The following is a 12340-nucleotide window of genomic DNA, read 5'->3' on the forward strand; positions in this document are numbered from 1 at the left end:
GTGCGTGCTGCTGGCCGCGTGCGCCGCGCCCGAAACCGGCAACGGCAGATCGACCGGCGTGCCCGCCACACCCGGCGAGTACGCGACGGGTGGCGTCATCGAGTACGGCCACGAGCAGGAGCCGCCGTGCATCCATGGCGGATGGGTCCAGAATGCTTATCTGGCACGGCAATACCTCGACAACCTGGTCTCCCTCGCCGACGACGGGCGCGTGGTGCCGTGGTTGGCGAACAGCTGGGACATCTCACCGGACCGGCGGACCTACACCTTCCACTTGAAGCCGGGTGTGCGGTTCAGCGATGGCACCGACGTCGACGCCGCGGCGGTCAAGACCACCTTCAACTCCTACCTCAACCCCGACAATCCGAACGGTACAGTCGTCTCCTACATCGGGCAGTACTTTGCCTCCGACGAGGCGATCGACAAGTACACCTATCGGCTGCATCTCAAACAGCCGTACAGCCCGCTGCTCACGGTGATCACGCAGGGCTACTTCGGGATTCAGTCGGCCAAGGCGCTGGCCCGCGGGACCAAGGCGAACTGCTCGACCCCGGTGGGATCCGGTCCGTTCATCATCGAACGCTGGGATCGCAACCGCAGCATCACCTTTGTCCGCAATCCGAACTACAACTCGGCGCCGGCCAACGCGAGGCACCAGGGCCCGGCATACGTGGACAAGGTGATCTGGAAGTTCTTGAAAGACCCGGTACTTCGGTACGGCTCGCTCACCAGCGGATCGTCGGACGTGATCTACAACGTGCCCGCCATCAACTGGACGGCGGCAACACGGTCCTTCCAGACCCGCCAGTACGTCACACCCGGGCGCCCGAATGCGATCACGCTCAACGTAGCCAACAAGCCGTTCGACGACGTGCGTGTCCGGCAGGCGTTCGCTTTCTCCGCCGACCGCGAACGGGCCGTCAAGACAGCCTTTTTGGGCGTGGTGCCGTTCAACGCCAACGGCGCGCTCAGCCAGAGCACGCCGAACTACGACCCGCAGTCCGGTGCCTATCCATACGACCCGGCCCGCGCGAATGCGCTACTGGACCAGGCCGGCTGGACCGGACGCGACGCAGACGGCACCCGTACCCGTGGAACCGAACGACTGACCGCTCGCGTGGTCTACGCGGCCGACGCGATCATCGGGCCCGAGGGTGCGGCGGTCCTGCAGGACATTGCCTACCAGGCAAAGCAGATCGGATTCGACCTCACCCTCGTGCCCGCGACGCAGATTGCCTACTTCGGCGGCCAGTACGCCAAGTCGAACACCTACGACGCGTACGTCGGCTACTGGACGAGTCCGACGCCGGGTCTGCTCTACATCAACTGGCGACAACGCCTGGAGGGCAACCCGAATCCCTACAACAACGCCTTCTACAACGATCCGCATCTGCAGCAGGTGATCGAGCAGGCCAACTCGTCGGCCGACCCCACCCAGCAGCAGGAACTGTATCGCCAGGCCCAGCGGATCATCGGCGACCAGGCGCTTGCCATCGGGCTGTACACGCAGACCACATCGCTCGCGATGTCGCCGAAGCTGCATGACGTGTGGATCGAGAAGTCCCAGGGCGAACCGGTGTTCGCGGATGCGAGGTTTGTGCGATGACGTTGTCCGACAGCACGATCGAGAAGGAAGCACCAAGCTCTTCCGTCGGCGCCAAGAGGGGCGGGGAGGCGCGGTGGCGCCCATCGCCGACGGTCACGCGCTGGCTGGGCAGAATCGGATCGGGGGTCTTCGTCCTGTGGGCGGCGGCGACCGTCACCTTCTTCCTTCAGGTCCTCGCGCCCGGCGATCGCGCCACACTGCTGCTCAATCTGTCGTCGGGGCAGAGCCGCGAGCGCACCCCCGACGAGATCGCACCGATCAACGCGCAGTACGGATTCGACGATTCGATCTGGCAGCAGTACCTGCACTACCTGCAGGGTTTGCTGCACGGCGACCTCGGAACCTCCTACCAGTTGCAGGAGTCGGTGACCACGATCATCGCCGATCAGGTCGGCCCCACCCTGGTCCTCACGTTCAGCGCTCTGGTCGTCGCATGGCTGATCGTGCTGGTGCTGACGACCCTCACCGCCGGGCGTCGGGGATTCTGGGGAGGCGCGGGATCGTTCATCGAGACCGTCAACGCCGGTCTGCCGCAGTACTGGATCGGCTCCATTTTGCTTGTGGTGTTCGCCATCAATCTCGGCTGGTTCCCGGTGGAAAGTGGAACGGGTCTGTGGGGCTTGGTGTTACCCGTTCTCACGCTCGCCATCCCACTGTCCGGCTTCCTCGGGCAGATCGCCCGCGACGAGTTCGCCCGCGCACTGGATCAGCCGTTTGTGCTCACGGCCCGCAGCCGTGGCCTCGGAGATCTGTCGGTGCGGTCGCGACATGTGCTGCGCCACTCCGTGCTTCCTGCGGTGACGGTGTCGGGCTGGGCGATGGGTGCGCTGCTCTCGGGTGCGGTGATCGCCGAAACCGTCTTCGCCCGTGCCGGTATCGGCCAAACCCTGGTGGCGGCGGCGAGCTCGCGCGACGTCCCGCTGGTCGGCGGGATCGTGGTCTTCGTCGCCTTCATCTACGTCATCGCGAATCTCGTGGTGGACGCGCTCTACACCGTGATCGACCCCAGGATCGAGGTCCCATGACACTCATAGCACCCCGCACGAGAACCGGCACCGCGGCCGGGCCGTCGAACAAGGTCGGGCGCTGGCCGCTACCGTCGACAGTCACCGCCGCCGTCGTCGTGTTGGTCCTGCTGGTGGTGGCCACCGTCGCGCCGGCCCTGCTCGCGCCCTATGATCCGTACGCGATCAACCTCGACGCCGTGTTGTCGCCGCCGTCGTGGGCACATCCGTTCGGTACGGATCTCTCCGGGCGAGACCTGCTGAGCCGCATCATCTATGGCACCCGGCAATCGCTCGAGATCGGGCTTGGCGCGGTAGCGATCGCCTCGGTGCTGGCCGTGCTGCTGGGTATCGCGGCCGGACTGTCGAGCGGCATCGCCCGCGCACTGGCCAATCGGTGGATCGAGGTGATGTTCGCCTTCCCGACCGTCCTGCTCGGACTACTGCTGGTGTCGGTCTTCGGACCCGGTCCCACGACCCTGGTGTTCGCGATCGGGATCGGCATAGCGCCCGGGTATGCGCGCATCGTGCGCGGTCAAGTGCTGGCGGTCCGCAACGCGCCGTATGTCGAGGCCGCGACCGCGATCGGCCACCCGCGGTCGCGAATCCTGTTCCAGCACATCGCTCCCAACGCGCTGCGGCCGATGATCGTGACCGTCACCCTCGGAATCGGACAGGCCATCATCTGGGCGTCGGGCCTCGCCTACCTCGGACTCGGTGTTCCGCCGCCGGCACCCGAATGGGGTGCGCTGCTCGACGCCGGTCGCACCTACATCACCGTCGCGTGGTGGTTGGAGATCTTCCCCGGCCTGGTGATCGTGGTGGTGGCACTGGCCTTCACCACTTTCGGGCGCTACCTCGGTAACCGACTGGAAGGAATCAAACGATGAGCGTCGACACTGCAGAACGCGTGCGCGCACCCAAGCTGGTGGACGTGCAGGATCTGCGAATCTCGTTCGGTGGCAAGGAGATCGTCAAGGGCATCTCCTTCGACGTCTCCGCAGGCGAATGCCTGGCCATCGTGGGCGAATCCGGCTCTGGGAAGTCGGTGACCGCACGCACACTGATCGGCTTGACCGGCGAAGGTGCTGAGATCGATGCTGCGACGCTGACTTTCGACGGTCAGAACCTGCTCGGACGCACTGACCGGCAATGGCGCGGACTTCGCGGTGAGCAGATCGGCTTCGTCCTCCAAGACGCGCTGGTGTCTCTCGATCAACTCCGCACCGTCGGTAGCGAGATCGACGAGGCGCTCGGCAACTATGGAGTGCGGACGTCCGGTCGGCTGAACCGTGCGCTGCGCGAGGAGCGGGTGGTGGAACTCCTCGACCTCGTCGGCGTGCCCGAGCCGCGAGTGCGTGCGCGGCAGCGTCCGCACGAACTGTCCGGCGGCCTACGACAACGCGCGCTCATCGCGTCGGCGCTGGCTCGCGACCCGAAGCTGCTCATCGCCGACGAACCGACCACCGCGCTCGATGCCACTGTGCAGGCGCAGATTCTGGACGTGCTGGCCGAGGCCAAGGGACGGGGCAACGGGATCATCCTCATCTCGCACGACCTCGCTGTCGTCTCGCGGGTCGCCGATCGTGTTGCCGTGCTGAGGGACGGCGAGATCGTCGAATATGGTCCCACTCGTGATGTTTTGACCCGCCCGTCGCACGAGTACACGCGAAGTCTCCTCGCGGCCGTACCGTCGCGTGCGTCCAAGGGCACGCTGCTCACCAGCGGGGACACCCTGCCGGCCGCACCCGCGCCGGCCCACGATCGGCCGCTCGCGCTGCAGGTCCGCGACCTGCACAAGACGTTCACCGGCAAGGCACGCACCCAGAAGGCGGCGGTCAACGGCGTCAGCTTCGACCTCGAGCCGGGCAAGACTCTGGGCATCGTCGGCGAATCCGGGTCTGGCAAGTCCACCACGGCTCGCATCGTGCTGGGCCTGACGACACCCGACGAGGGGAGTGTGGAACTCAACGGCCGTCCGTGGAGCGCACTGAACGATGCGCAGCGTCGGGCGTCGCGGCACCTGATCTCGGTCATCTACCAGGACCCGCTGAGTTCCTTCGATCCCCGCTGGACCGTCGAACGAATCCTGCGTGATGCGTTGCGTGCCGGACGCGGCCCCGGTGTCGACGTCGACGCCGCGGTCTCGAAACTTCTCGACCAGGTCGGCCTGTCCGACGAGTTCCGTACACGCCACCCGCTCCGGTTATCTGGCGGTCAGCGGCAGCGCGTGGCGATCGCTCGTGCGCTCGCACCCGAGCCGTCGGTCATCGTGTGCGACGAGCCGGTGTCGGCGCTCGACGTCTCCATCCAGGCCCGCATCCTCGATCTCCTCGCGCGCCTGCAGGCGGAAACCGGCGTCGCACTCGTGTTCATCTCGCACGACCTCGGCGTCATCCACCACGTCAGCGACGACATCCTCGTCATGCGCGACGGCGAGGTGGTGGAGTACGGCACGGCCGACGCCGTCTTCGAGACCCCGCGCCACCCGTACACCCGCTCGCTGCTCGATGCCGTGCCGCGGATCGACGCCGGGGAGCTGGTGGCCTGACGCCCCACCGCCGGCTGCAGCCTGCGTGAGGCCCTCCCGATGGCTGAGGTGCGAGCCTGCGAGCCTCGAAGACCCTGGTGAGATGACATTGTCGTCTCACCAGCCCTTCGAGGCAGGGAGCGGTAGGTGCTCGGCTGGCGCCTCGGGCACCTCGGCTCAAGGAGCGGTGTCGGCAGTCAGGCTCGCCACAACCGTGGCTACACGACGCGCACGGGTCTCGTCCTTCTTGGCGTCGGCCACTGACCGCGCGTGCTCCTTGCGCTTCGTGTAGGAGAGCCGATCGAAGGCCGCCCCGAGTGCAGGGTCGGTAGAGAGCGCCTCGGCCAGCGCCGGCGGGACGTCGACTTCGCGCGGGGCATCGTCGAACGTGATTGTGACATCGACCTTCTCACCGATCTCGACACCGAGTTCGGTCCGTGCGGCCTTGCTCAGGCCGACCATGTTCTCGCCGCCCATCCGGGCCAGACGCGCGGCGCGCGACGTGCCGGCGATCGTGATCGTGACCGGGAAGGCCTTCGATCCACCTCCCAGCGCCGCTGCTTGCTCGTCGGTCAGGATCACGGCCGCGGCGGGTCCGCGCGGCTCCAGCACCGTGGTCAAGGTGAGCTGTTCGGTCGCCGGCATGATCATCTCCTCGGTCCGCGCATGTCCGTCCCTCGAGTGTGACCAATCCGCGGGCTCATGTCATCGAGCCGCCGCAAGCGATCCCCTTCATGGTGGTAGTGCCGGATCATTTCGGCGTGAGGTTACCCTTAGTTGAGCTTGCCAAATACGTGGCGGCCCGACGCGAAGGGGTGGAACGGATGAGTCGAGGGTTCAACGGCGCGGTCATGAAGGCGTTCGGCGCCCGCGACCACGTCGCAACCGTGACCGACATCGGTGAGGTGACCTCGCACTGCATCCGAATCCGGTTCCGCTCCGACACCCTGTTCGACGAGGCGCTACCCGGCCCGACCTGCTTCGTCCGCGGGTGGTTCCCCGACGGTGAGGGCAAGGAGTTCCAGCGGGCATATACCTTCTCCGAACAGAACCCGGAGACCGGTGAGTTCGCGCTCGACTTCATCCTGCACGAACCGGCCGGCCCGGCGTCGAAGTGGGCGGCAGCCGCAACCCCCGGCGACCAACTGTCCATGATGTCGATGAGTTCGCGCCCGTTCGAGATCCCCGCCGAGAACCGCCCGCACGGGTACCTGCTGATCGGGGATTCTGCGTCGATCCCGGCGATCAACTCGATCATCGAGATCGTGCCCGACGACATCCCCGTCGAGGTGTATCTCGAAGAGCACGGACCCGCCGACCACGAGATTCCGCTGGCCACCCACCCGCGCGCCCGGTTCCACTGGGTACATCGTGACAGCCCGGAAGCCCTGGCCGACGCCATCGAGACCCGCGACTGGTCCAACTGGTACGCGTGGGCGGGACCGGAATCCAACTCGCTCAAGGCCATTCGCAAGCGGCTCAAGGACTTCGGCTTCCCCCGGTCGGAGACCCACGCACAGGCGTACTGGGCGCAGGGCAAGGCCATGGGCAAGGAACGCGACCCGGAGGAACTCGCGGCCGAGACCGCCGTCGAGACCGTGGAAGCACCGCCCGCCGAACCGGCGGCGGAACCACCGGCCGAGCCCAAACCGGCCGGCCAGTGGCGGGCCAATTCGGCCGGCAGGCTCATCGCCCCGCTCAAACGGACGCTGATCCTGGCGGGCATCCTGCAGGCCATCGTCACGATCCTGGGGTTCGCCCCGTATCTCCTACTCGTCGAACTGGGCACGCGCCTGCTCGACGACGCACCCACCTCCGAACTGTGGTCGGTCGGGATCCTGGCGGTCGTCTTGCTGGGCGTGTTCGCGCTCCTCGACTCGGCGCTGCAACTGTGGCTGCACGGAGTCGACGCGCGATTCTCCCGCGACCTGCGTGGACGACTGCTGACCAAACTCGCCCGGCTGCCCCTGGGCTGGTTCACCGCACGCAACTCGGGCAGCATCAAGACCCTCATCCAGGACAACACCCTCTCGCTGCACTATCTGGTGACCCACGCGGTCATCGACGCGGTCGCCGCAGTGGTCGCGCCGCTGGCCGTGCTGATCTACCTGTTCACTGTCGACTGGGGTGTCGCACTGTTCCTGCTGGTGCCGGTGCTCGGCTACGTCATCACGATGTACCGGATGCTGATCCAGTCCAGCGCCAAGATTCCGCTCTCGCAGGCATGGATCGAACGGATGAACGGCGAAGCCGCCTCGTATCTGGACGCCCAACCGGTGATCCGCGTCTTCGGCGGGGTGATGGCGTCGAGCTTCCGCCGCAACCTCGACGACTACATCGACTTCCTCGAGGGCTGGCAACGACCGTTCGGACGCGCCAAGACCACGATGGATCTCATCACCCGGCCCACCACCTTCCTGTGGCTGATCGCCGCGGTGGGCACGTTCTTCGTCATCTGGGGCTGGATCAACCCGGTCGACTTGCTGCCGTTCCTGTTGCTGGGCACCACGTTCGGCGCCCGGCTCCTCGGCATCGGCTACGGGCTGGGCGGGCTGCGGGCGGGCATGATCGCGGCGCGCGACATCCAGAACGTGCTCGACGAACAGGAACTGACCACGCACGTCGCCTCGACCCAGACCCCCGGTACTCCAGGTGAAGTCATGTTCGACACCGTGACCTTCGGCTACCGACCCGATCTGCCGGTGCTGCACGACATCTCGTTGCGGCTCGCGCCAGGGACGGTCACCGCGCTGGTGGGGCCGTCGGGGTCGGGCAAATCGACGCTGGCCGCGTTGCTCGCGCGTTTCCACGACGTGGACGCGGGCAGCATCAGCGTCGACGGCTGCGACATCACCACGATGGAACCCGACGAGCTGTACCGCCACCTCGGCTTCGTGTTGCAGCAGACGCAGCTGGTGTCGGCGACCGTCGCGGAGAACATCGCACTGGCCAAGCCCGACGCCACGGCAGAACAGATCGAGGCGGCTGCCCGCGCCGCCAACATCCACGACCGCATCTTGCGTCTGCCCCGGGGATACGACACCCCACTCGGGCCCGACGCGGCGCTGTCCGGCGGCGAACGACAACGTCTCACCATCGCGCGGGCGCTGCTCGCCGACGCGCCGGTGCTGATCCTCGACGAAGCCACCGCGTTCGCCGATCCGGAATCGGAATACCTTGTGCAGCAGTCACTCAGCCGCCTCGCGGCCGGACGCACCGTGCTCGTCATCGCGCACCGGCTGCACACCGTCACCGGAGCCGACAACATCGTGGTGCTCGACGCCGGACATGTCGTCGAGACCGGAACCCACGGTGACCTGATGGCGGCGGGTGGTCGCTACCGCGCGCTGTGGGACGCCACCGAAGTGCCGACCACCTCCGCGGACGCCACGATGGGAGCTCAGCAATGATCCGCACCATCCTGACCCTGTTGCCGGTCACCAGCCGTCCGGTCATCGCACGGTTCGTCGTACTCACGGTCGTGTCGGTGATCGCACGTGCCATCGGTGTGGTGGTGCTCGTGCCGCTGATCTCGGCGCTCATCGACGGAGACCACGATCGGGCGTTGACGTGGCTCGGCGTGCTGACCGTTGCCACCGTGATCGGGTGGGCGGTCGACGCGACGGCGTCGCGGTGTGGACACGACCTCGGCTTCACCCTGTTGAACAGTGCACAACATGGTGTCTCCGAACGGCTTTCGCGCATCCGCCTGACCTGGTTCTCTGCCGAACACACCGCCACCGCACGACAGGCCATCGCCGCGACCGGCCCCGACCTGGTGGGTCTGATCGTCTATCTGGTGGTTCCGATGTCGGGTGCTCTCCTGGTGCCCGTCGCGATCGCCATCGCGCTGATCCCGGTTGCCTGGCAACTCGGCGTCGTCGCCCTGATCGGCGTGCCCCTGATGCTGGGCGCGATGTGGGCGGCCGGCGCGTTCAGCCAGCGGGCCGACCACGTTGCCGACGCGGCCAACACCCAACTCACCGAGCGGGTGGTCGAATTCGCTCGCACACAGCAGGCGTTGCGGGTGTCGCGGCGGGTGGAGAACGAACGGAGCCTGGCCGGCGACGCACTGGCCCGCCAGCACGGCGCGACTGTCCGGCTACTCCTGATGCAGATCCCCGGACAGTTGCTTTTCAGCGTCGTTGCCCAGGTGGCACTATTCGTTCTGGCCGGCACCGCGGCCTGGCTCACAGTCAGCGGCGAGATCGGAACCGCGGAGGCCGTGGCGCTGATCGTGGTGGCCGTGCGCTACCTCGAGCCGTTCACCTCGCTCGCCGAACTCGCACCGGCGCTCGAGACCACGCGACTCACGTTGCGTCGCATCAAGACCGTGCTCGACGGCCCGCTTGTCCCCGCCGGTGACCAGACTCGCGTCGCTTCCGGAGCCCCGAGAGTCGAGTTCGAGAACGTCACCTTCGCTTACGCCGGCGACGCAAAACCGGTGCTGCACAACCTGAACCTGGTCCTCGAGCCCGGTACCACGACGGCTGTCATCGGGCCGTCCGGATCGGGTAAGAGCACCATCCTCGGGTTGATCGCGGGTCTTTACCAGCCCGACGCCGGGCGTGTCCTGATCGACGGTGTGGATGCCGCAACGCTCGATCCGGAGGTACGACGCACCTTGACCAGCGTCGTGTTCCAGCAGCCGTATCTCATCTCCGGGACCATCGAGGAGAACATCCTGGCCGGCGATCCGACGGCGGAGCCGGCAGCAGTCTCAGCGGCGACCGCTCTTGCTCGGGTCGACGAGATCACCGTCCGACTGCCCGACGGCTTGTCGTCGCAGGTCGGTGAGGGTGGTGCGGTGCTGTCGGGCGGCGAGCGGCAGCGCGTCAGCATTGCGCGCGCACTGCTGAAGCGGGCGCCGATCCTGCTGATCGACGAGGCGACCAGCGCACTCGACAACGAGAACGAGCGGGCCGTCGTCGACGCGCTGTCCGCGGACACCGTGGCGCAGACCCGCGTGATCGTCGCGCATCGGCAGGCGGGCATCCGCCGAGCCGATCGGGTGGTGTTCCTCGAGGACGGGACGATCGTCGAGGACGGCAACCCCGACGAGCTGCGGGAAGCGGGTGGAGGATTCGCGCAGTTCTGGGAGCACCAGGGTGCGACCGCATCGTGGTCGCTCACCGCGACGCAGTAGCCTGGCCCCATGAGTGTGAGCCCCACGGTGCCCGTGGTTGTGGCGGGTCTGATCGGCGGTTACGGCGCGGCGCGGTTCAGTGGCCGACGCGAACTCGGTGGGGTCGTTCTCGCCGCGGCCGGTGCGTACTGCACACGCGAATGGGCACGCCAGAGTCCGGCCGTCGCCGGCGGTCTGTTGGCCACCTACCTCGGTGCGTTCGGGGCGTCGCATCCGCTGGCGAAGAAGATCGGCGCGTGGCCGTCGGTGTTCGCGGTGACCGGTGCGACTGCCGCGACGACGTATGCGGTGACCTCGCGGGCGTGAGGGAGTTGGCATGAGCGATCCGGACGAGCTGATCTGGCAGGTGTACGACGGTCTGCCCAGGGCGGCGCCCGGTTCGGTCGAGACCGCCGCGTTGCTGCTGCGACTGGTGGGCGAGTTACCCGAAGAGCCAACGGTTCTCGATGTGGGCAGCGGGCCAGGTGCCGCCACGGTGCCACTCGCGCAACTCACCGGCGGAACGGTGACGGCGGTCGACCTGCACGAACCCTTCCTTGCCGAAGTGCAGCGTCGGGCCGCGGAAGTCGGTGTCACCGAGCGGGTCAAAACGCTCGCCGCGTCGATGGACGCGATGCCGATTCCCGACGGTTCGGTGGATCTGCTGTGGTCCGAAGGTGCCGCGTACATCATCGGATTCGACACCGCACTGGCAACGTGGCGGCCGATGCTCGCCGACGACGGCGTCGTCGTGGTGACCGAGGCCGAGTGGATGACCTCGGAACCGGCAGCGGCGGTGCGGGATTACTGGAATGCGGGCTACCCGGCGATGCGCACAACCGCGCAGAACGTGGCCGCGATAGCGGACGCCGGCTGGACGTTGAGCGCGACTTATGTTCTCCCCAAGGCTGATTGGGCGACCTACTACGGACCGCTGAGGACCCGGCTCGACGACCTGACGCGAAGTGGGGTTCCTGCCGAATCCCTGGCACCGTTTCGCGAGGAGATCGCGATGTGGGAACGTCACGGCGACGAGTTCGGCTATACCGCATACGTACTGCGACCTGCGACGGTCGTGACTCAGTGAGGAGTTGTCATGGAGGTAGCCGGCAAGGTCGCGATCGTGACCGGCGGCGGTGGCGGCATCGGGAGTGCGATCGCCCGTGCCCTCGTCGCCCGTGGTGCGCGGGTGGTGGTCACTGATCTCGACGCGGCGCCGGCCTCGACCGTCGCTGACGCCTTGGGCGCCGACGCGGTATCGCTCGCCGGCGACGCCGCCGACCCGTCGCACATCGATGCCGTGGTTGCACTCGCCGAGAGCGAATTCGGTCCGGTGGACCTCTATTTCGCCAACGCGGGCATCGGCAGTGGCGGTGGCGTCGACACCGAGGACGCGGTCTGGGATCTTGCACTCGATGTGAATCTGATGGCCCACGTACGTGCTGCCCGCCGACTGGTGCCCGGCTGGGTGGAGCGTGGCGAGGGCTACTTCATCAGCACTGCGTCGGCCGCCGGTCTGCTCACCCAGCTGGGCAACGCGACGTACGCGGCCACCAAGCATGCCGCCGTCGGCTTCGCCGAGTGGCTCAACATCACTTACGGCGATAACGGAATCCGGGTGAGCTGCCTGTGCCCGATGGGCGTTGACACCGCACTGTTGCGACCCAAAGACGCTGTGGTGCAGGCAGATCAGGCGCTTATGCAGCGTGCCGTCGAGACCGCAGGTGCGGTGCTGACACCCGACGTCGTCGCCGACGAGGTGATGGCGGCCATCGCCGACGAGCGATTCCTCATCCTGCCGCATCCCGAGGTGCTCGACATGTATCGGCACAAAGGCACCGACTACGACCGCTGGCTACGCGGTATGCGGCGGTTCCAGCGTTCGTTGAGCTGACTCGAAGAGTTGGGTGACCGACGCTCTGACCTGGGAAAACGCCGCAGTGGTCTGTCCCTGAAAATAGGGGAAGAACTTCTTCCCCGGGGTAGTGCCCCGTGGAGTGGTGGACTTCGGATCGGCGTGGAATCACGCGTGGTGATCAACGAGTCATGTTGAATGCTAGGCGGTTTGGTGGGAT

Annotated in this window: 10 protein-coding genes; 9 read left to right on the forward strand and 1 reads right to left on the reverse strand. The window is 66.9% G+C overall.

Going from position 1 to position 12340, the window contains the following annotated elements; translation table 11 throughout:
• From ABZW74_RS22270 to ABZW74_RS22285, 4 genes are all read left to right on the forward strand, one after another.
• Positions 1–1606, forward strand: a 1606-nt coding sequence (locus ABZW74_RS22270) for an ABC transporter substrate-binding protein (protein ID WP_355279418.1), incomplete at its 5' end; no start/stop codon positions are given.
• Positions 1603–2631, forward strand: a complete 1029-nt coding sequence (locus ABZW74_RS22275) for an ABC transporter permease (protein WP_355279421.1) — start codon at positions 1603–1605, stop codon at positions 2629–2631. The genes ABZW74_RS22270 and ABZW74_RS22275, both read left to right, overlap by 4 nt.
• Positions 2628–3500 (forward strand): ABC transporter permease, encoded by an 873-nt coding sequence (locus ABZW74_RS22280; protein WP_355279424.1) that lies wholly within the window; start codon positions 2628–2630, stop codon positions 3498–3500. The genes ABZW74_RS22275 and ABZW74_RS22280 overlap by 4 nt, the downstream gene beginning before the upstream one ends.
• Positions 3497–5161 carry an ABC transporter ATP-binding protein gene (locus ABZW74_RS22285; RefSeq protein ID WP_355279427.1) on the forward strand — a complete coding sequence of 555 codons (1665 nt, stop codon included), beginning with the start codon at positions 3497–3499 and terminating at the stop codon, positions 5159–5161. Before ABZW74_RS22280 ends, ABZW74_RS22285 begins: the two co-directional genes overlap by 4 nt.
• A gap of 156 nt (positions 5162–5317) precedes the next feature.
• Here the strand turns inward: ABZW74_RS22285 and ABZW74_RS22290 are convergent, their stop codons facing one another.
• Positions 5318–5785, reverse strand: coding sequence for a YdeI/OmpD-associated family protein (locus tag ABZW74_RS22290; RefSeq protein ID WP_355279430.1), 468 nt, complete (start codon positions 5783–5785; stop codon positions 5318–5320).
• A gap of 179 nt (positions 5786–5964) precedes the next feature.
• Between ABZW74_RS22290 and ABZW74_RS22295 the strand changes: the two genes are divergently transcribed.
• From ABZW74_RS22295 to ABZW74_RS22315, 5 genes are read left to right on the forward strand one after another with little or no spacing between them, the layout of a single operon-like run.
• On the forward strand, positions 5965–8550 hold the full coding sequence (locus ABZW74_RS22295) for an ATP-binding cassette domain-containing protein (protein WP_355279433.1): 2586 nt from the start codon (positions 5965–5967) through the stop codon (positions 8548–8550).
• Entirely contained in the window at positions 8547–10286 is a 1740-nt protein-coding gene (locus tag ABZW74_RS22300) for an ABC transporter ATP-binding protein (protein ID WP_355279436.1), read from the forward strand. Before ABZW74_RS22295 ends, ABZW74_RS22300 begins: the two co-directional genes overlap by 4 nt.
• Before the next feature lie 9 nt (positions 10287–10295).
• Positions 10296–10592, forward strand: a complete 297-nt coding sequence (locus tag ABZW74_RS22305; RefSeq protein ID WP_355279438.1) for a hypothetical protein — start codon at positions 10296–10298, stop codon at positions 10590–10592.
• A 10-nt stretch (positions 10593–10602) separates the two neighbouring features.
• Positions 10603–11352 (forward strand): methyltransferase domain-containing protein, encoded by a 750-nt coding sequence (locus ABZW74_RS22310; RefSeq protein WP_355279441.1) that lies wholly within the window; start codon positions 10603–10605, stop codon positions 11350–11352.
• A gap of 9 nt (positions 11353–11361) precedes the next feature.
• A complete protein-coding gene (locus tag ABZW74_RS22315) occupies positions 11362–12159 on the forward strand; it encodes an SDR family oxidoreductase (RefSeq protein WP_355279444.1) in 798 nt (265 codons plus the stop codon).
• Positions 12160–12340: the final 181 nt, after the last annotated feature.

The sequence above is a fragment of the Gordonia sp. NPDC003585 genome, from assembly GCF_040610755.1.
Taxonomy (GTDB): domain Bacteria; phylum Actinomycetota; class Actinomycetes; order Mycobacteriales; family Mycobacteriaceae; genus Gordonia.

Bases quoted from the DNA above. Each gene is read 5' to 3' on its own strand.
- ABZW74_RS22300 (WP_355279436.1), top strand. From the start codon at position 8,547: ATGATCCGCACCATCCTGACCCTGTTGCCGGTCACCAGCCGTCCGGTC.
- ABZW74_RS22275 (WP_355279421.1), top strand. From the start codon at position 1,603: ATGACGTTGTCCGACAGCACGATCGAGAAGGAAGCACCAAGCTCTTCC.
- ABZW74_RS22315 (WP_355279444.1), top strand. From the start codon at position 11,362: ATGGAGGTAGCCGGCAAGGTCGCGATCGTGACCGGCGGCGGTGGCGGC.
- ABZW74_RS22295 (WP_355279433.1), top strand. From the start codon at position 5,965: ATGAGTCGAGGGTTCAACGGCGCGGTCATGAAGGCGTTCGGCGCCCGC.
- ABZW74_RS22305 (WP_355279438.1), top strand. From the start codon at position 10,296: ATGAGTGTGAGCCCCACGGTGCCCGTGGTTGTGGCGGGTCTGATCGGC.
- ABZW74_RS22310 (WP_355279441.1), top strand. From the start codon at position 10,603: ATGAGCGATCCGGACGAGCTGATCTGGCAGGTGTACGACGGTCTGCCC.
- ABZW74_RS22290 (WP_355279430.1), bottom strand. From the start codon at position 5,785: ATGCCGGCGACCGAACAGCTCACCTTGACCACGGTGCTGGAGCCGCGC.
- ABZW74_RS22285 (WP_355279427.1), top strand. From the start codon at position 3,497: ATGAGCGTCGACACTGCAGAACGCGTGCGCGCACCCAAGCTGGTGGAC.
- ABZW74_RS22280 (WP_355279424.1), top strand. From the start codon at position 2,628: ATGACACTCATAGCACCCCGCACGAGAACCGGCACCGCGGCCGGGCCG.